The organism is Roseovarius nubinhibens ISM, from assembly GCF_000152625.1.
GTDB classification, from domain to species: Bacteria; Pseudomonadota; Alphaproteobacteria; order Rhodobacterales; family Rhodobacteraceae; genus Roseovarius; species Roseovarius nubinhibens.
In genome coordinates this window covers 369251-387877 of record NZ_CH724156.1, presented here as the reverse complement: position 1 = coordinate 387877, position 18627 = coordinate 369251, and the positions used below count along the sequence as shown (strand labels likewise).

The 18627-nt window shown below is 65.1% G+C and carries 20 protein-coding genes and 1 tRNA gene; 12 read left to right on the top strand and 9 right to left on the bottom strand.

The window, feature by feature from the left end; genetic code table 11:
- Nucleotides 1–19: 19 nt before the first annotated feature.
- Nucleotides 20–637, bottom strand: a complete 618-nt coding sequence (locus ISM_RS02000) for a LysE/ArgO family amino acid transporter (protein WP_009812429.1) — start codon at nucleotides 635–637, stop codon at nucleotides 20–22.
- Between the two features lie 103 nt (nucleotides 638–740).
- On the opposite strand from ISM_RS02000, the gene ISM_RS01995 reads away from it, so the two are divergent.
- The gene (locus ISM_RS01995) at nucleotides 741–1637 is read left to right on the top strand and encodes a LysR family transcriptional regulator ArgP (RefSeq protein ID WP_009812428.1); all 897 of its coding nucleotides are present in this window, start codon (nucleotides 741–743) and stop codon (nucleotides 1635–1637) included.
- A 28-nt stretch (nucleotides 1638–1665) separates the two neighbouring features.
- Here the strand turns inward: ISM_RS01995 and ISM_RS01990 are convergent, their stop codons facing one another.
- Nucleotides 1666–2040, bottom strand: a complete 375-nt coding sequence (locus ISM_RS01990) for a MerR family transcriptional regulator (protein ID WP_009812427.1) — start codon at nucleotides 2038–2040, stop codon at nucleotides 1666–1668.
- 126 nt (nucleotides 2041–2166) lie between these two features.
- Nucleotides 2167–3327 carry a putative manganese transporter gene (locus ISM_RS01985; protein ID WP_254655631.1) on the bottom strand — a complete coding sequence of 387 codons (1161 nt, stop codon included), beginning with the start codon at nucleotides 3325–3327 and terminating at the stop codon, nucleotides 2167–2169.
- 266 nt (nucleotides 3328–3593) lie between these two features.
- On the opposite strand from ISM_RS01985, the gene ISM_RS01980 reads away from it, so the two are divergent.
- From ISM_RS01980 to ISM_RS01970, 3 genes are read left to right on the top strand one after another with little or no spacing between them, the layout of a single operon-like run.
- A complete protein-coding gene (locus ISM_RS01980; protein WP_040618244.1) occupies nucleotides 3594–3998 on the top strand; it encodes a PaaI family thioesterase in 405 nt (134 codons plus the stop codon).
- A complete protein-coding gene (locus ISM_RS01975) occupies nucleotides 3995–4507 on the top strand; it encodes a PaaI family thioesterase (RefSeq protein WP_009812424.1) in 513 nt (170 codons plus the stop codon). Before ISM_RS01980 ends, ISM_RS01975 begins: the two co-directional genes overlap by 4 nt.
- On the top strand, nucleotides 4500–5831 hold the full coding sequence (locus ISM_RS01970) for an MATE family efflux transporter (RefSeq protein ID WP_009812423.1): 1332 nt from the start codon (nucleotides 4500–4502) through the stop codon (nucleotides 5829–5831). The genes ISM_RS01975 and ISM_RS01970 overlap by 8 nt, the downstream gene beginning before the upstream one ends.
- A gap of 16 nt (nucleotides 5832–5847) precedes the next feature.
- Here ISM_RS01970 and arsC read toward each other — a convergent pair whose 3' ends face one another.
- Genes arsC through ISM_RS01955 form a run of 3 tightly spaced genes read right to left on the bottom strand, consistent with a single transcriptional unit; the run spans nucleotide 5848 to nucleotide 7576 of the window.
- Nucleotides 5848–6186, bottom strand: coding sequence for an arsenate reductase (glutaredoxin) (arsC, locus tag ISM_RS01965; protein WP_009812422.1), 339 nt, complete (start codon nucleotides 6184–6186; stop codon nucleotides 5848–5850).
- Nucleotides 6183–7241 (bottom strand): quinone-dependent dihydroorotate dehydrogenase, encoded by a 1059-nt coding sequence (locus ISM_RS01960; RefSeq protein WP_009812421.1) that lies wholly within the window; start codon nucleotides 7239–7241, stop codon nucleotides 6183–6185. The genes arsC and ISM_RS01960 overlap by 4 nt, the downstream gene beginning before the upstream one ends.
- Nucleotides 7241–7576 carry a DUF952 domain-containing protein gene (locus ISM_RS01955; protein WP_009812420.1) on the bottom strand — a complete coding sequence of 112 codons (336 nt, stop codon included), beginning with the start codon at nucleotides 7574–7576 and terminating at the stop codon, nucleotides 7241–7243. The genes ISM_RS01960 and ISM_RS01955 overlap by 1 nt, the downstream gene beginning before the upstream one ends.
- Before the next feature lie 137 nt (nucleotides 7577–7713).
- Between ISM_RS01955 and ISM_RS01950 the strand changes: the two genes are divergently transcribed.
- Nucleotides 7714–8325 (top strand): SOS response-associated peptidase, encoded by a 612-nt coding sequence (locus ISM_RS01950; protein ID WP_009812419.1) that lies wholly within the window; start codon nucleotides 7714–7716, stop codon nucleotides 8323–8325.
- A 50-nt stretch (nucleotides 8326–8375) separates the two neighbouring features.
- Here the strand turns inward: ISM_RS01950 and ISM_RS01945 are convergent, their stop codons facing one another.
- Together ISM_RS01945 and ISM_RS18355 are read right to left on the bottom strand one after the other, a co-directional pair.
- Nucleotides 8376–9203, bottom strand: coding sequence for an SDR family NAD(P)-dependent oxidoreductase (locus tag ISM_RS01945; protein ID WP_009812418.1), 828 nt, complete (start codon nucleotides 9201–9203; stop codon nucleotides 8376–8378).
- Nucleotides 9204–9253: 50 nt separating this feature from the next.
- Entirely contained in the window at nucleotides 9254–10027 is a 774-nt protein-coding gene (locus ISM_RS18355) for an SH3 domain-containing protein (protein ID WP_254655630.1), read from the bottom strand.
- A gap of 168 nt (nucleotides 10028–10195) precedes the next feature.
- On the opposite strand from ISM_RS18355, the gene ISM_RS01935 reads away from it, so the two are divergent.
- Complete coding sequence (locus ISM_RS01935) at nucleotides 10196–12502, top strand: DNA topoisomerase IV subunit A (protein WP_009812416.1); 2307 nt, start codon at nucleotides 10196–10198, stop codon at nucleotides 12500–12502.
- Nucleotides 12503–12660: 158 nt separating this feature from the next.
- Here the strand turns inward: ISM_RS01935 and ISM_RS01930 are convergent, their stop codons facing one another.
- Nucleotides 12661–13968: a cytochrome P450 gene (locus ISM_RS01930; RefSeq protein ID WP_009812415.1), complete on the bottom strand. Its 1308-nt coding sequence runs from the start codon at nucleotides 13966–13968 to the stop codon at nucleotides 12661–12663.
- A 161-nt stretch (nucleotides 13969–14129) separates the two neighbouring features.
- Here ISM_RS01930 and ISM_RS01925 point away from each other — a divergent pair, with 161 nt between their 5' ends.
- From ISM_RS01925 to nusG, 6 genes are all read left to right on the top strand, one after another.
- Complete coding sequence (locus tag ISM_RS01925; protein WP_009812414.1) at nucleotides 14130–14711, top strand: hypothetical protein; 582 nt, start codon at nucleotides 14130–14132, stop codon at nucleotides 14709–14711.
- Nucleotides 14712–14837: 126 nt separating this feature from the next.
- On the top strand, nucleotides 14838–16013 hold the full coding sequence (tuf, locus tag ISM_RS01920) for an elongation factor Tu (RefSeq protein ID WP_009812398.1): 1176 nt from the start codon (nucleotides 14838–14840) through the stop codon (nucleotides 16011–16013).
- Between the two features lie 217 nt (nucleotides 16014–16230).
- Nucleotides 16231–16306 (top strand) — tRNA-Trp (locus ISM_RS01915).
- A 231-nt stretch (nucleotides 16307–16537) separates the two neighbouring features.
- Entirely contained in the window at nucleotides 16538–17413 is an 876-nt protein-coding gene (locus ISM_RS01910) for a hypothetical protein (protein ID WP_009812412.1), read from the top strand.
- Nucleotides 17414–17616: 203 nt separating this feature from the next.
- Nucleotides 17617–17814, top strand: a complete 198-nt coding sequence (secE, locus tag ISM_RS01905; protein ID WP_009812411.1) for a preprotein translocase subunit SecE — start codon at nucleotides 17617–17619, stop codon at nucleotides 17812–17814.
- Between the two features lie 191 nt (nucleotides 17815–18005).
- Nucleotides 18006–18539 (top strand): transcription termination/antitermination protein NusG, encoded by a 534-nt coding sequence (nusG, locus tag ISM_RS01900; RefSeq protein ID WP_009812410.1) that lies wholly within the window; start codon nucleotides 18006–18008, stop codon nucleotides 18537–18539.
- The last annotated feature ends 88 nt before the right edge of the window (nucleotides 18540–18627 follow it).

Here is an 18627-nt window from a genome sequence, read left to right as displayed (position 1 = left end):
TTCCTGTCCGGGGCGTGGCTTAGCTGCCAAAGATCAACTTGGCCGCAATCCCCCACATGGTGAGCGCCACCGCCCCTTCGAGGATGCGCCAGGATGCCGGGCTGGCAAAGACCGGCCGCAACAGCGCCGCGCCATAGCCGAGGCTGAAGAAGAACAGGAAGGACCCGGCAATCGCCCCCGCCGCAAAGCTCGTCTGCTGGCCGTCGAACTGGGTTGAGATCGAGCCCAAGAGCACCACCGTATCGAGATAGACATGCGGGTTGAGCCAGGTCAGCGCCAGACAGGTGAGCAGTACCGGCCAGAGCGGCTCGGGCGGGGCATCGCGCAGCGCGCCGGTCTCCAGCGCCTCGGTCGAGCGCAGCGCCGAATGCGCACTGCGCGCCCCGTACCAGACGAGAAACGCCGCGCCGCCCAAACGCATCACCGGATCGAGCCAGGGCAAGAGCCGCGAGATGCTGGCAAAGCTCGTCACGCCCAACAGGATGAGAGCCGCGTCGGAGATCGCACAGGCCAGCACCACCGGCAGCACATGCGCCCCCCGCAGGCCCTGCTTGAGGACAAAGGCGTTCTGCGCCCCGATGGCGAGGATGAGGCCGAGCCCCATGCCAAGCCCTGTGAGAAAAACCGAAAAATCCATCGCCAACACCTTTTGCCGTCCTGGTTACCGGGGCTGGCCTAACGCAGGGCGCCGGGTTAAACAAATTAAACAATCTAACTTTGCATTAGCTGGACTTAATCTCATGATCGACTATCCCGCCGCCCGCACCGTGGCGCTTGTCGCCCAGACCGGCAGTTTCGACGGGGCCGCCGCCGCGCTCGGGGTGACGGCCTCGGCCGTGTCCCAGCGGGTGCGCCAGATCGAGGAACGGCTCGGCGCGGTGCTGATCGAGCGCGGTTCGCCCTGCCGGGCCACGCCGCAAGGCGCGGCGCTCTGCCGTCATATGGAACGGGTCGGGTTGATGGAGCGCACGCTCTTTCGCGAATTGCCCGGCGGCGCAGGGGCAGGCACGGGGGCGGCACCGGTGACGCTCAGCCTCGCGGTCAATGCCGACAGTCTCGCCACCTGGGCGCTGGCGGCGCTGGCGCCGTTTTCGCAGAGCGAAGGCTATCTCATTCACCTCACCGTCGAGGACGAGACCGAGACGGCGCAGGCGCTGCGCGCGGGCCGGGTGCTGGCCGCGGTGACCGCGACGCAGCGCCCGGTGCAGGGCTGCGAGGTGACGCCGCTCGGCGCGATGCGCTACCACGCCACGGCGAGCCCCGATTTCCTGCGCAGATATTTCCCGCAAGGCGTGACCGAGGCGGCCATGGCCCGCGCCCCCGGTCTGACCTTTAGCCAGAAGGACGGGTTGCAACAGGACTGGCTGCGCGCAGAATTTGGCCATAGCCTCAGCTATCCCACCCATTTCCTGCCGTCGTCGCAGAGCTTTGTCGAGGCCTGTGTGATGGGGATGGGCTGGGCGCTCAACCCGGCGCCGATGGTGGCGGATCATCTGGCGGCGGGGCGTCTCATAGAGCTCATCCCCGGCGCGGTGATGGCACGGCCGCTTTACTGGCAGGTGAACCGGCTCGCGGCGGAAGAGCTCGCCCCGCTCAGCCGCGCCATGACAGAGGCGGCACGGGCGAGCATGGGCTAGGTGCGGGGCTAGGATCGGGGCAGGGGGCTCAGCCCTTCGACAGATCCGCCGCCACCTTGTCGCGCAGCTCCTGCAACTCGCTCACCGCTTCCTTGAGCTGCTTTTGCTGTTCGGCGAGATCGGCCAATTGCCGGTCGGCCAGCTCGATCATGCTGCGCATCTGCGCCTCATTGCCCTCATCCTCGTAGATCAACAGCCATTGCCGGATCTCTTCGAGCGAAAACCCCCATTTCCGCCCCCGCAGGATGAGCGTCATCCGGGCGCATTCGCGCGGCCCGTAATATCGGGTGCGGCCCTCCCGCTCGGGCTGCAACAGCTCGATATACTCATAATAACGCAGGGTGCGCGGCGTTGCGTCGAACTTGGCGCACATTTCTTTGAGGGTCAGGCGGGTGTCGCTCATGGAAGGCTCGGGTCTACCTCTGTTAACGCTCCGGTAGGGCCAGCCTGCACGATTTGCGTCGCGGAATAAAGCCCCCCGTGTGACCGGGGGGCGAAACCTTACAGTAGGGGAAGGTTGCGGCCCCGCCTAGTTCATAAAGCCGGGTGCCAGCAGGTAGAACCCATAGCCCACGATGAGCGCCGGCACCGCCGAATAGGCCGTGGCGAGCACCGCCGCCTTGGGGTTGAGCGCGATCGCCGGAAAGAGCGCATCGCCATCGTTCGAGATCGCATTGGCAATCAGCGACGAGAAGGGAATGACCCCGTTGATATAGAGCGTCGCCACCAGAACCTGCGGCCCACAGCCGGGGACAAAGCCGATCAGCACCGCCACCAGCGGCAGCACCGGCGCCACGGTCGCAAAGAGCTGTTCAAGGTCGAGCCCGGTGAACATCACGATGTAGTCGTAGGCGAGATAGGCGCCGATCACCCAGACCGAGATGAAACTCGTCTCTTCGGCCATCCGGGTGAGGGGGCCGTCTTCCGGGTTGGTCATCGCCTGCAAGGGCGAGCTGGCCCAGATGGCGAGGCCAAGCGCCGTGCCCGCGAGCCCGAGGATCAGCGGCAGCGGCCCATAGAGCGCGTCGATGTCATACATGGCGAGCTGGCTGACCCCGATCACCAGGCCGGGCAGCGCCAGCGCCAGATAGGCCCAGTCGCGGGCCCGGGCCTTGGGGCCGAGGCGCGGCGCGATCTCGCAATGCTGGCGCGCGCTGGAATGGAGCTCGACCCGGTTGAACCGATCGACGAGCCAGCCCGACAGGATGCCCACCACAAAGGACAGGGGCAGCACCACCAGCGCCGCTTCGGGCCGCGTCGCGATGAGCAGAAAGGCCGCGTCGCCCATGGTCGCGGTCAGTGTCGCCACCACCGCGCCAAAGCCCACATGGCCCGAGGAATAGGCGGCCACCACGACCACCGCACCGCCACAGCCCGGCGTCGCCCCCATCAGCGCCGCAATCGGCACCTGCCAGCCCTTGGCGCGGCTGAGCGCCGTGCCGATGTTGAACCGAAAGAGCCGCTCGGCCCCGTAAAACAGCAAAAGCGTCGCCGCGACAAAGACTGAGACCTGCACATAGGCATCGACCATCAGCCCACGGGTGACCTCGCCAAGCTCGCCGGGCCAGAGCGCCAGCGCCAGAAAGGCCATTGCGATGATCAGTCGTTTGGGCCGGAACGCGCCCAGCCGCGCCACAAGAGGGGCGGGCGTGGTGTCATAGGCCATGGTGCTGTCTGCGGGCGGGGTCATCATGTTTCCTGCAATTGCGAATTATTCTCAATTGCAACAGTTAGCAGTGTTTCATCAACTGTCAAGTGTTGTCGCCAAGGTGGGGCAGGGGGCAGGGCGAAAACCCGCTTTCGGCTGGCGGGGGCTGGCGGAAGCGCCTAAAGTTTTGGCAAGAGAGCAGAATCCGACCGATCCGAGCCCGAGGCCGCGCGATGAGCAACGACAGACCAGACCCCACCTTCAACCCGCTGCAAGGCGGCGATGTGCCGCCGGGCGAGCGGCTCGGCATGGCGCGCCGCTTCTTCGAGGCGCTGCCCCATGCCGTGGCGCTCGGGATGGAGCCCGAAGAAATGGGCGACGGGGTGGCGGTGATGTCGATGCCCTGGCGCGAGGATCTGGTGGGCGACCCGGAAACCGGGGTGATCCACGGCGGCGCGGTGAGCGCGCTGATGGACACTTGCTGTGGCGCGGCGGCGATGAGCCATCCGCAGCTCAAGGGGGTGACCGCCACCATCGGGCTGCGCATCGACTATATGCGCCCGGCCACGCCGCGCGCCACGATCCGGGTGCGCGCCGAATGCCATCACATCACCCGCTCGGTGGCCTTTGTCCGCGCCATCGCCTCGGATGGCGACGAAACCCGTCCGGTGGCCACCGCCACCGGCACTTTCACCGTGGAGGACCGCAGATGAGCCCGCGCGCCCGCCCCGATCCCGTCCAAGTGGTCAAACAACGCCGCGACGCCGCGCTCACCGCGCTGGTCGATGGCGTGCCCTATATCCGCTTTCTCGGCATTCAGTTCGACCGCCGCGGCGACGAGCTCACCGCGATCATGCCCTTTGACGAGAAGCTCATCGGCAACCCGATCCTGCCCGCCCTGCATGGCGGCGCGACAGCGGCCTTTCTCGAGGTCACCGCGATCATCGGGCTGAGCTGGAACCTCCTGTGGTCCGAGATCGAAAGCGGCGCGTTTGACGCCGAGGCGCTCGCCGGCGGCCAGATGCCCCGGCTGCCGCGCACCGTCGATTTCACCGTCGATTACCTGCGCTCGGGCCTGCCGCGCGACGCCTATGCACGGGCGCGGGTGACGCGGGCCGGGCGGCGCTATGGCTCGGTTCATGTCGAGGCATGGCAAGACAATCGCGACCGTCCCTTTGCCCAGGCCCAAGGCCATTTCGTGATGCCCCGCAAAGATGGCTAGGGCCATCCCGGAGCCGGAGCGGCACATCACCCATGGCCGGGTGTTCCGCATCGCCTTTCCCATCGTGCTCAGCAATGCCACCGTGCCAATCCTCGGCGCGGTCGACACCGGCGTGGTCGGCCAGCTGGGCGATCCGGTGCCGATCGGCGCGGTCGGGGTGGGGGCGATCGTGCTCACCGCGATCTACTGGATCTTCGGCTTTTTGCGGATGGGAACCACCGGGCTCACCAGCCAGGCCCATGGCGCCGGCCGCACCGGCGAGGTGGCGGCACTGCTGACCCGCGCACTGATGATCGGGCTCAGCGCCGGCATCTGCCTCGTGGCGCTACAGATCTGGATCTTTGCCGGGGCGTTCATGGTCTCGCCCGCCAGCGCCGAGGTCGAGAGCATGGCCCGCGCCTATATGCAGATCCGCATCTGGAGCGCCCCCGCCGTCATCGCGCTCTATGGCATCACGGGCTGGCTGGTGGCGCTCGAGAGAACGCGCGCGGTTCTGGTGCTGCAAATCTGGATGAACGGGCTCAACATCGTGCTCGACCTGTGGTTCGTGCTCGGTCTCGGCTGGGGCGTCGAAGGCGTGGCCTTTGCCACCTTCCTCGCGGAATGGAGCGGGCTGGCGCTCGGCTTCTGGCTCTGCCGCGATGCGTTCCGGGTGCCGGCCTGGCGCGACTGGACGCGGGTCTTTGACGCGGTGGCGCTGCGCAACATGGCGCAGGTGAATTTCGACATCCTGCTGCGCTCGCTCATGCTCGAGGTGATCTTCGTCTCCTTCCTGCTGCTCGGCGGCCGGTTCGACGATGTGACGCTCGCCGCCAATCAGGTGCTTTTGCAATTCCTCAACATCACCGCCTATGCGATGGACGGGTTCGCCTTTACCGCCGAGGCGCTGGTCGGGCAGGCAATGGGCGCGCGGAGCGTCACCCGGCTGCGGCGCGGCGCGCTTCTGGCGACCCATTGGGCGCTTGGCACGAATGTGGTGCTGGCGGCGGCCTTTGCGCTGGCGGGCGGGCTGCTCATCGATGTGATGACCACCGCGCCCATGGTGCGCGAGGCGGCGCGCGATTACCTGCCCTATATGGTGGCGGCCCCGGTGCTCGGGGTGGGGGCGTGGATGCTCGACGGGATCTTCATCGGCGCCACGCGCAGCGGGGACATGCGCAACATGATGGTGCTGAGCCTCGCCGCCTATATCGTGGCGGCGCTGATCCTTGTGCCCTGGCTTGGCAATCACGGGCTCTGGCTCGCGCTATTGGTGAGCTTTGTCGCCCGCGGCGTGACCCTCGGGATGCGCTACCCGGCGCTCGAACGCGCGGCGCAGGCCTAGACCGCGCCCGCCAAGGCTAGAGAATATCGAGGACCTGCTCAGGCGGACGGCCCAGCGCCGCGCGCCCGTCTTTGAGAAACACCGGCCGCTCGATGAGCTTGGGATGCGCCGCCATGGCGGCAAAGAGCGCGTCCTCGCTGGCGTCCTTGAGGCCCAGCTCGCGATACGCCGCCTCGCCGCGCCGGATCATGTCGCGCGGACCCACGCCCAACGCCTCGGCCACCGCCCGCAGCTCGGCCTCGCTCGGCGCGTCGTCGAGGTAACGGCGGATCACCACCGCCGCGCCGCGCTCTTCCAAGAGCGCCAGCGCCTGCCGTGATTTGGAACAGCGCGGATTGTGCCAGAGCGTGCTCACAGCCAGGCCTCCCGCCCGGTGCCGACCGCATCCGCCACATGGGCAAACCCGTCCTTCGCCAGTAGATCGTCGAGCCCCTGCGCCACGCGCCCGGCGAGGCTCAGCCCCTCATAGACCAGCGCCGAATAGAGCTGCACGGCGCTCGCCCCGGCGCGGATCTTGGCATAGGCCTCCTCGGCCGAGCTGATCCCGCCCACCCCGACAAGAGGCATCTTGCCCTCGGTCAGCTGCGACAGCCGCGCCAAGATCCGTGTCGATTTCTCAAAAAGCGGCGCGCCCGAGAGCCCGCCCGCCTCGTCGCGATGCGCGCTCTTGAGGCCATCCCGCCCGAGCGTCGTGTTGGTGGCGATGATCGCCGCCACGCCGCCCGCCTGCGCCACCTCGGCCAGCTCCGTGAGCTCGCCATCGCTCAGATCCGGCGCGATCTTGAGAAAGACGGGCAACGCCCGCCCGAGGCTGTCCCGCGCCTCCATCACCCCGGCCAGCAGCCGCGCCAGCGCCTCGGCCCCCTGCAGATCGCGCAGCTTCTCGGTATTGGGCGAGGACACGTTCACCGTGGCAAAGTCGAGATGCACGCCGCAGCGCCGCAGCACCTGCGCGAAATCATCGGCCCGGTCGGCGCTGTCCTTGTTGGCCCCGAGGTTCAACCCGATCACCGCATCCTTGGGCCGCCGGGCGAGCCGCGCGGCGGCCGCCTTCATCCCCTTGTTGTTGAAGCCAAAGCGGTTGATCACCGCCCGATCTTCGGTCAACCGGAAGAGCCGCGGCTGCGGGTTGCCGGGCTGGGCGCGCGGCGTCACCGCCCCCACCTCGATAAACCCGAACCCGGCCCGCGACAGCGGCCCGAGCGCCTCGGCATTCTTGTCGAACCCGGCGGCAAGCCCCACCGGATTGGGCAGGTCGAGCCCCGCCAGCTCGGTGCGCAGCCGCGGTGATGTCACCGGGCCAGACAGCGGCACAAGCCCGCTGGTCAATGCCTTGATCGCCAGCCCATGGGCGCGTTCGGGATCGAATTTATGCAGCGCCTTGAGGCCCAATTCTTCCAATCTGTTCATCAGAGCCCCGCCGGAAAGTGATGCGTGCCATTCTCCAAGGGCAGCGGCTGCGCCCAGGTCACGTCGCTGAGCCGCAGTTCCCGGTAGAGATGCGGAAACTCCGCCCCGCCCCGCGACACTTCCCATTTGAGCGCCTCACCCAGCCGATCGGTCTCGACCGCCACCAGCATGAGGCCCTCTTCGCCTTTGAAATGCTTGGCCGCCGTCTCGGGCGCCTGCTCGGGCGTGGAAAAATGGATATAGCCATCGGCCAGATCGACAGGCGCGCCCCGGCTCTCGCCGGTCTCGCGCAGCGCCGCCCATTCCTCGGCGCGAAATATCTTGAGTATGATCATGGCCCGAGTGTTTGCAGCGCCCTCCGAGCGGCGTCAAGCGGCGCGCGCGTCTTCTGGCGTCAAATATCCCGGGGGAGGCCGCAGGCCGGGGGCAGCGCCCCCTTGTCAGCGGCGCGGCCCCGCGCCATCTTCTGCCCATGTGCGGACGGTTTGCCATCACCTTGCCAGACGATGCCATGGCGCGGCTCTTTCGGGCGCAGCCTGCCAATGATCTGCCCCCCGTTCCCAATCTCAACATCCGCCCCACCGATCCCGTGCATGTGGTGCGGCAGGGCGAGACCGGCCGGCAGCTCTGCCAGATGCGCTGGGGCTTCGTGCCGCATTGGGCGCGGGCGCTGAATGATGGCCCGCTGCTGATCAACGCGCGGGCCGAAACCCTGGCCGAGAAACCCGCCTTTCGCGCCGCCGCCCGCGCCCGGCGCTGTCTCATCCCGGCGAGTTGGTTCTACGAATGGACCGGCGAGAAAGGCGCGAAACAGCCGTGGAAGATTGCCGCCCCGGATGACACCCCGCTGGCGCTGGCCGGGCTTTGGCAGGACTGGGGTGAGGCTGAAGCGCGGCAGGCCACCTGCGCCATCGTCACCTGCGCCGCCAATGAGACCCTCGCGCCAATCCATCACCGGATGCCGGTGGTGCTGGCTGAGGAGGATTGGCCGCTCTGGCTCGGCGAGGCGGGGCATGGCGCGGCCCGGTTGATGCGCCCGGCCCCCGAGGCGCTGCTGAGAGCCGAGAAAACCGATCTTGTCTGAGCGCGCGTTCGCCTTCGGCGAGGATATTTAAGGCCAGAAGAAGTCGGGCGTCAGGCGCGGGCCAGAATGGCGTCGAGCCAACGGGTCGGCAGCACGCGTTTCAGCCCGCCCATGAGATAGGTGGGGGTGGTCACATAATAGCGCGGCCGCGGCCGCGGATGCTCGACCGCATGGGCGAGCTTGCGGGTCACCGCCGAGGGTGGCAGTTCGAACGCGTCCGGCCCCGAGCTCTGATAGAGCCGGTGACGCAGCTTGGCATAGTCCTCGGCGCGCGGTGCGTTTTCCCAATCGATCCAGCGTTCGAAATGGGGGATGGCGTTTTCGCGGATTTTTGAGGTGACCGGGCCGGGCTCGATCAGGCTCACATGAATGCCGGTGCCGCGCATTTCGATGCGCAGCGTGTCGGTCATGCCTTCGAGGGCGAATTTCGTGGAATTATACGCGCCGCGCCAGGGCAGGGTCACCAGGCCCAGCACCGAGGAACATTGCACGATGCGGCCATGGCCCTGAGCGCGCATCACCGGTATCACCGCCCGGATCAGATGATGCCAGCCAAAGAAATTCGCCTCGAAAATGGCCCGCAGCCCGTCGGTCGGCATGTCCTCGACAAGACCCGGCGAGGCGAAAGCGCCATTGTTGAAGAGCGCGTCCAGCGTGCCGCCCGTGGCCTCCAGCACCTCGGCCAGCCCGGCATCTATGGAGGCGCCGTCCTGATAGTCGATGCGCGGCGCGTCAAAGCCCAGCTCGCGCAGGCGGGCGCAGTCGTCTTCGCGCCGACAGGCGGCAAACACGCGCCAGCCCCGGTCGCGCAGACCGAGGGCGGCGTCATATCCGATGCCCGACGAGCATCCGGTGATCAGAATGGTTTTTTGGCTCATGGCCGCACCCTGACCCGGATGCGGCCCTTGTGCAATGGGCTGCGTGTGTCTTAGCCCGCGTCAGAGACGAGCCGCGCGGCCATATACCCCACCCGACCGGTTTCCTCGACCCGCAGCCGCAGCCAGCCATTGCCCATATCTTCGAGCACTTCGACCTTGGCGCCACGGTTGAGCTGATCGAGACGGCCATATTTGGTGCCGGGGCCCGAGCGCATGTTGACCACATTGCCGGTGACTTCGCGCATGTCGGGGGCGCGATCGGTGGAAAGCACGACGAAATTCTCTTCGGGCTTGGCCTCAGACGGGCTGGCGGATTGACCCGCACCCGCCACATTGCGGCTGTCGGCCGCGGCCACTTGCACATATTCAAGCCCTTGGCCCAGCGCGCCCATGCCCGAGGCGTCCGCGCTGCCGGCCGAGGCCAGCACGAGGCTCACGCCATTGCCATTGCCGGTCCGCCCGGTCAGCTCGCCAAGACCGATGACAGTCTGTGCGGCGGTGGTGACCTTAGCCTCAGCAGCGGGGGGCGTGCCCTTGCTGTCCTGCAGCGCCTTGGCCAGCGCCAGATCGATGGCCGCGTCCTGGCCCGAGGTCGCGCTCAGCGTCTCGGCCTTGACCGTGGCGAGCGTCACCTGCGGCGAGGCTTGGGCCGGTTTGGCAGATGTCTCGGTCTTTGTCGCAGCGGGCGTGGCACTGGCAGCAGCAACCTGGCGTTCGGCCCGGTCGCGTTGCATATGCGCCTGCAGGGAATTGTCACTGGGCGCATAATCGGCCCCTCCGCTCAGCTCGTAAAAGGCGAAGCCTAGAAATCCAAATGTTATCAAGATAAAGCGCCACATAGTTCCCCCAATCATTTTTCTCGTTACCCGAGTAGCAGCCCCCACAGTATACACGATTCTCGTGTAGCTTTTGTGGGAAAGCCCAGAAAGTTTCCCCGGTACGGCCTGTAAAGCCGCTTTACCGTTCCCCGACGCCCGAGTATCACAATCGCCATGAACGACCTTCTCGACGATCCCGATCAGGCCCCCCAGGCGGTGGCCGAACCGTTGCGCCGCGCCATTGGCGAGCGTTACCTCACCTATGCGCTCTCGACGATCATGCATCGGGCCTTGCCGGATGCGCGGGACGGGCTCAAACCCGTTCACCGCCGGATCATATATGCAATGCGCGAGCTGCGATTAGGTTCCACCGGGGGCTTCCGAAAGTCGGCCAAGATTTCCGGCGACGTGATGGGCAATTACCACCCCCATGGCGATGCCGCGATCTATGACGCGATGGCGCGTCTGGCGCAGGATTTCGCGGTGCGTTACCCGCTCGTCGACGGGCAGGGGAACTTTGGCAATATCGACGGCGACAACCCCGCCGCCAGCCGCTACACCGAGGCGCGGATGACGGCGGTGGCCGAGGCCATGCTCGAGGGGCTGGCCGAGAATGCCGTTGATTTCCGCGACAATTACGACGGCACGCTCACCGAACCGGTGGTGCTGCCCGCCTCCTTCCCGAACCTTCTCGCCAACGGGTCGAGCGGTATCGCGGTCGGCATGGCGACGAATATCCCGCCGCATAACATCCCCGAACTGGTCGATGCCTGCCTGCATCTGATCAAGGTGCCGGATGCGCGCGACGACACGCTGCTCAACTATGTGCCGGGGCCGGATTTCCCGACCGGCGGCATCATCGTCGAGCCGCGCGAGAACATCGCCGAGGCCTATCGCACCGGTCGCGGGGCGTTCCGCCTGCGCTGCCGCTACGAGGTCGAGGATCTGGGCCGGGGACAATGGCAGATCGTCGTCACCGAAATTCCCTATCAGGTGCAGAAATCCAAGCTCATCGAAAAGCTGGCCGAGGTGATCCAGACCAAGAAAGTGCCGATCCTCGCCGATGTCCGCGACGAGAGCGCCGATGACATCCGCGTCATTCTCGAGCCGCGCTCGAAGAATGTCGATCCCGAGGTGCTGATGGGGATGCTCTACCGCAGCACCGATCTCGAGGTGCGGTTCTCGCTCAACATGAACGTGCTGATCGACGGGGTCACGCCCAAGGTCTGCTCGATGAAGGAAGTGCTGCGTGCCTTCCTCGATTTCCGCCGCGAGGTGCTGCAGCGCCGCTCGGTGCACCGGATGGAGAAGATCGACCACCGGCTCGAGGTGCTTGAGGGTCTGATCGTGGCCTTCCTCAATCTCGACCGGGTGATCGACATCATCCGCTATGACGAAGACCCCAAGGCCGCGCTGATGCGCGAGGATTGGGGCCGCGACTTTGTCCGCGCCATGGACGAGGCCGATTACGTGCCGCCCGCGCCGGGGGCCCCGGATGGGCTGACCGAGGTGCAGGCCGAAGCGGTCCTCAACATGCGGCTGCGCGCCTTGCGGCGTCTCGAAGAGATGGCGCTGGTGAAAGAGCGCGATGCGTTGATGGAGGAACGCGCCGGGCTCGAGGATCTGCTCGAGAGCGAGGATCTGCAATGGGCGGCGATCTCGGATCAGCTGCGCGAGGCCAAGAAGACCTTCGGCAAGGACTATGAAGGGGGCGCCCGGCGCACCACATTTGCCGAGGCGGGCGAGGTCGAAGAGGTGCCGATCGAGGCGATGATCGAGCGCGAGCCGATCACCGTGGTCTGTAGCCAGATGGGCTGGATCCGCGCCATGACCGGCCATATCGACCTTGGCCGCGAGCTCAAGTTCAAGGATGGCGACGGGCCGAGCTTTATGTTCCATGCCGAGACCACCGACCGGCTCTTGGTCTTTGCCTCGACGGGGAGGTTCTACACGATCTCGGCGGCGAACCTGCCCGGCGGGCGTGGCATGGGCGAGCCCTTGCGCCTGATGGTCGATCTGCCCAACGAGGCCGAGATCATCGACATCTTCATTCACAAGCCCGGCGGCAAGATGCTCTTGGCGTCCTCGGCAGGCGATGGGTTCGTGGTGCCGGAAGAAGAGCTTTTGGCGCAGACCCGGACCGGCAAGCAGGTGCTCAATGTGCGCGGCGACACGCGGGCGCGGGTCTGCAAGCCGGTGAGCGGCGATCACGTGGCCGTGGTGGGCGAGAATCGCAAGGTTCTTGTCTTCCCGCTCGACGAGCTGCCCGAGATGGGCCGCGGCAAGGGCGTGCGGTTGCAAAAGTACAAGGATGGCGGGTTGTCGGATGCCACGACCTTTACGCTGGCCGAAGGGCTGAGCTGGCTCGACCCGGCCGGGCGCACGCGGACCGAGACGGATCTCGGCGAATGGCTTGGCAAACGGGCCGGGACCGGGCGCATGGCGCCGCGCGGCTTCCCGCGCGACAATCGCTTTACTTAAACGGGCGCGCCCTTGGCCCCTGTCGGGCAGGGGTATTTGACACCAGAAAGAGACCCGGCCGCAGCGCATCGCGGCCGGGTTTTTTCATGGTCGAGAGGGGCCAAAATCACCACTGTCGTTTTGCTGTCGCAATACCGACGTGTTACCGACGTGCCGTTTCAGAGCTCTTCGGCGGTGAGCCAGACCCCGCCTTCGGGGCGCAGGGTGAGGATCATCACCGGTTTGGGATCGCGGCCTGCTATGGGACGAAAGCGGAAGCGTGCGAGCAGCGTGGCAAGGATGATCACCGCCTCTTGCAGGGCAAAGCTCGACCCGATGCAAATGCGCGGCCCGTCGCCAAAAGGCAGGTAGGCATAGCGGTCCACCGCCTTGCGATCGGCAAATCTCTCGGGGCGGAAGTGATCGGGGTCATCCCATAGTAAGTGGTTGCGATGTAAGGCATAAATCGGGATGATCACCGTGTCGCCGGGGCGAATATCGCGGTCGCAGAGCCGGTCTTTCTTGAGCGCCGTGCGCGAGATCATCCCCGCCGGCGGGTAGAGCCGCAACGCCTCGTCGGCGATCTGGCGGATGAAGGGCAGCTTCGCCACATCCTCGCCGGTGGCAGGCTGGCCATCGGTCAGAACCGCTTTGGCCTCGGCCCGGGCGCGGTCCTGCACCTCTTGGTCAAAGGCGCAGAGATAGAGCGACCAGGCCAATGTCAGCGCCGTGGTTTCATGGCCTGCGACGATGAAGGTCAGAAGGTTGTCGCGCAGCTCTGCCGTGTTCATTTTGCGTTTGGTTTCAGGATCTTCCCCGGCGAGCAGCAGGTCGAGCAGATCGGGTGTGCCGTCATGGCCCCGGGCTCTTCGGTCATTCACCGCCCGGTCCGCCAGCGCCTTCATCTGGCGCATCCCCGGCCCCGCCGCGACCCGGGCCGGACGCGGCACCCAGTCGGGAAACCCGAGGATGTCGAAGAGCGAAATCTTGCCCGCCGCCGAGATGTAATCGTCAATCGCGCGATGCACCCCATCCGCGTCAAAGGCATCGCCGCCCGAGAAGGTTACATCGCTGATCACGTCAAAGGTGGTGCGCACCATATCTTCGGCCATATCAATGGCTTGGCCTCCCGCAGCGGCGACACGATCCGCCGAGCGCCCCGCCGCGCCGCTCATCACCGGCGCGAGGTTGAGCACGTTGCGATGGGAAAACGCCGGTGCCGCCGCCCGGCGCTGCCAGCGCCAATGATCGCCCTCGGCGATAAAGAGCGACTCGCCCACTGCCGGGCGGAGCAGGTTTTTCGTGACCAGGGATTTCGGGTAATTGTCGAGCTCTTCCAACAAGATACGTCGTATCGCGCCGGGGTCCATCACCATATGCCAGCGCTTGCCGGTGCGGCCCGAGACCATCGGCTGTTTGGTGGCGATCTCGGGAATGATGCTCAGGATATTGCGCCGTGCGGAGCGCAGCGAGGCCAGAATGCCCATGGGTTTGGTCACGAGGGGCACTCGTACCGGGGGGGCAGGGGGCATGGCGGCTCCTTTCGTGGCTAGGGCGACTATAGCGCGACCTGCGTGTGGGGCAAATCGTTGCGCCGCGGGGCTGGCTGGGCTATCGGGGGGCGATGTAACCTAACTGGGATGTGCCCATGCTGCGTTTTGTGATGCCCCTGCTTGTGCTGCTGGCTCTTGGGGCCTGCACCAACCCCCATGATCTGCATGAGGAACCGGCCGAGCTTGGCAATTTCCTTCTCGGGCATAATGCCGTGGTGGCGCCGAACCTGACCAAGGGGCCCGCGTCGCGCGAGGCCAGCAAGGAAGAGTGGATCAAGGCCGTGAAAACGGCGGTGGATGACCGGTTTAAGCGCTATGATGGCGAGGCCTATTATCATCTGGGCGTGTCGATCGAAGGCTATGTTCTGGCGGTGCCGGGCGTGCCGATCGTTGCCTCCCCGAAATCGGCGCTGATCCTCAATGTGACGGTCTGGGACGATGCGGCGGGCAAGAAGCTCAACGACAAGCCGGAGACGATCACCGTGGTCGAAACCCTGTCTGGCAACACGTTTCTCGGCTCGGGGCTGACCCAGTCCAAGGCCCGGCAGATGCGCAACCTGAGCCTCAATGCCTCGAAGCAGATCCAGAGCTGGCTTGAACGGCAGTATCATCAGGAAGGCTGGTTCGGCGGCACCAAAGAGGCGCCCCGCGCGGCCAAGACACCTCGCAGAAACTGATCCCCCGCAATCTGTCGCCCCGAGAGGGCAAGGAACCGCTTGATTTTCCGACTGCAACGCAATATGTGCCGCGCGGAAAGTGTAACTGGGTCAGGATGGCCCCCCAACTGACAAGGCGCCCGGAATATGGCAAAGGAAAAGTTTGACCGCACGAAACCGCATGTGAACATCGGCACGATTGGTCACGTTGACCACGGCAAGACGACGCTGACCGCTGCGATCACGAAGTATTTCGGCGACTTCAAAGCGTATGACCAGATCGACGGCGCGCCTGAAGAGAAGGCCCGCGGGATCACCATCTCGACCGCACACGTGGAATACGAGACCGACACCCGTCACTACGCCCACGTCGACTGCCCCGGCCACGCTGACTATGTGAAGAACATGATCACCGGTGCGGCGCAGATGGACGGCGCGATCCTGGTTGTGAACGCAGCCGACGGCCCGATGCCCCAGACCCGCGAGCACATCCTGCTCGGCCGTCAGGTGGGCATCCCCTACATGGTCGTGTTCATGAACAAGGTTGACCAGGTCGACGACGAGGAACTGCTCGAGTTGGTGGAAATGGAAATCCGCGAACTGCTGAGCTCCTACGACTACCCGGGCGACGACATTCCGATCATCGCGGGTTCGGCCTTGGCGGCGATGGAAGGCAACAACCCGGAAATCGGCGAAGAGAAAATCCGTGAGCTGATGGCGGCTGTGGACGAGTACATCCCGACCCCGGCACGTGCCGTGGATCAGCCCTTCCTGATGCCGGTCGAAGACGTGTTCTCGATCTCGGGTCGTGGTACGGTTGTGACCGGTCGTGTGGAACGTGGTGTGATCAACGTGGGCGACGAGATCGAAATCGTCGGCATCCGCGACACGCAGAAAACCACCTGCACGGGTGTTGAAATGTTCCGCAAGCTGCTCGACCGTGGGGAAGCTGGCGACAACATCGGCGCCCTGCTGCGCGGCATCGACCGTGAAGGCGTCGAGCGTGGTCAGGTTCTGTGTAAGCCGGGTTCGGTGACACCGCACACCAAGTTCGAAGCTGAGGCCTACATCCTCACCAAGGACGAAGGTGGCCGTCACACGCCGTTCTTCGCGAACTACCGTCCGCAGTTCTACTTCCGTACGACGGACGTGACCGGGACCGTGAACCTGCCGTCGGGCACCGAGATGGTGATGCCGGGCGACAACCTGAAATTCGAAGTTGAGCTGATCGCGCCGATCGCTATGGAAGACGGTCTGCGCTTCGCCATCCGTGAAGGCGGTCGTACCGTCGGCGCTGGCGTCGTCTCGAAAATCATCGAATAATTTCAGGGATTTATCGCCTGAGATTTGGAAAGCGCCCCTGCGGGGGCGCTTTTTTCGTGTAAAATGGCCTGTCGGTAACACGTCGGTAAAGCGACGGTATCGCGACTGTGGTCCGGATGGGCTGCGAAAAATCGCGCAGCACGGGAAAGAAGTCATCGAAAGCGGTGGATTCTGTCTTGCAAAGCGCGGGCCCGTTTCGTAAACGCTGTCGCGCAGTAGGGGTATAGCTCAGTTGGTAGAGCGACGGTCTCCAAAACCGTAGGTCCCGGGTTCGAGCCCTGGTGCCCCTGCCATTTCCTCAGACTTAACGATCTTTTGACCGGCCCGGCTTCGGGTGCAGGGCGCATTTGCGCTGGCCACAGTCTCAGGATGGTTTCGCCAAAATCCCGTCACGCGCATCTAAATTTCGTCGCGTTTGCCACAATTTTGCCTAAATCGTGCCGTAGCATGGCTTCAATCGCGCGGGGTCCGGGGGGATTCCGTGTGGGAAGCGTGGGGGCGCTTATATAGGAATTTGTGCTGCCATGGCGCTATCTCATGACCTGCAGGCAAGCGAGCTGAGCAAGCTGGCGCTGCGCCCTGGTCTGCGTCTCGATCCTCTCGAGAGCCCGGGCCAAGTTATTTCAGATGAAGAAACCGATGCGATTATCCGCGCGATCCTCACCGAGGATCAGCAGGAGCAATTGAAGCGTCGTCGTCAAAAACGGGTCGGTAAAGTATTTCCGGAACTGGCCCCGGCTGCGGAGGCGGAAGATAGCGCCGGGCAGGGCGGGTCGCTGGCTGGATCGCTGGCCGGTTCGCTGGCGGGTCGTCTGCGCAAGCGCGCGACGCCGGTCGCGGCGGGCCCGGTTAAGAGCGCTGTGAAGAGCCCAGAGAAGACCCCAGTGAAGAGCGCAGCACCACGCAAGGCCCGCGCAGAGGCTGTCGCGGCTCCGACGACCACTCGGGCGCGGGCGCGGTTCTCGCTCAGCCGGTTCAAAACGTTGAAGCTTCGCAGCGGCGCAGAGCCGCGCGATGATCGTCAGCCGCGTTGGCTGCGGCCGTTGGCCTATGCGGGGTTTGCCCTGCTGCTTCTGGTATGGCCAATGTTTCTGGTGCTCTGGCTGGCGCTGGCGGTCTGGGGCTTTGTGATGTTCGTGGCGATTGTCGGCAAGGGCAGCTTTCACGAGGCCTTTGGGCGGCTTTATCGCTGGCTCAAGGCGCGGCGTCCGGACCGGGCCGAGCTCATGCGGCGGCGCATGGATCGTCTGGCCGAGCGGGTCGATGGCTGGCTTGACCGGCTGCCGAGCAGCTGGGCCGAACGTCTGGCGCTGCCGGATTTCAGCGCGGCGGCGCTTGACCCGGAAGATGTGGGCGATCTGCCTGATCCGTTTGAAAAACTGACGCGCGCGCCCTCCTGAGGGCGCGTTTGCCGTGGTGGGGGAGTAGGGTCCGGCGTGCCAATGGCTGCGCCGGGCCTCAAGCCTTGGCGTGATGCCCTGTCATGGTGCCCTGTGGAGGTGCCCTCTAGAGCCCCCACAGCGGATCCCCGGCATCAGCCCTTGAAAAGCGCGGCCCGCCCCAGTATGTGCGAGCCAAGCAAATAGGGAAGACGTGATCGCAAATGGCCCGTACCAATCCGTTCCAATTCATTCAGCAAGTCCGCTCGGAAGTCGCCAAGGTTGTTTGGCCGACGCGCCGCGAGGTATTCCTGACCACGGTGATGGTATTCATCATGGCCACTTTGACGGCGATTTTCTTTGCCTTGGTGGATCTGGGCATCCGCACCGGGCTGACCTCGGTGCTGGGGCTCTTCGGCTAAGCAGGCTGAATTTCCTCGCGCGCACTTGAAATTGCAGGGCAGGGGCGGTAAGCCGCGCTTTATCCCTGACACTGGCGCGCGGCGATTCGAGCTGCGCGTCGATTTATGGTGTCGGAAGGGCGGGTCAGCCGCCCTTGTTGAATGAAATTAAGGTCTGGCCTTGGCGCCGGATGATCCGAGGAAGTTGGTCGATGGCAAAGCGGTGGTATTCGGTGAGCGTGCTCTCGAATTTTGAAAAGAAAATCGCCGAGCAGATCAGGCAGTCCGTCACCGAGCAGGCGCTCGAGGATGAGATTGACGAGGTTCTGGTGCCCACCGAAGAGGTGATTGAGGTGCGCCGTGGCAAGAAAGTGACCACAGAGCGCCGTTTCATGCCCGGCTATGTGCTGGTGCATATGGAAATGTCGGATCAGGGCTATCACCTGATCAACTCGATCAACCGCGTTACCGGCTTTCTTGGGCCGCAGGGCCGTCCGATGCCGATGCGCGATGCCGAGGTCAATGCGATCCTCAACCGCGTTCAGGAAGGCGAAGAAACGCCGCGGACGCTCATCCACTTTGAAGTGGGCGAGAAGGTCAAGGTCAACGACGGGCCCTTCGAGGGCTTTGACGGCATGGTCGAAGAGGTGGATGACGACAATCAGCGCCTCAAGGTCACGGTGTCGATCTTTGGCCGGGAAACCCCGGTCGAGCTGGAATTTACCCAGGTCGCCAAACAGGGCTGATCTCGGTAGGCCCATCGCGGGTTTCGCGGCGGGCAGCCCTTGGGCCATAGGTCCCGAGGTTTCATGTGGGAGGCGAGGGGGCCGCGGC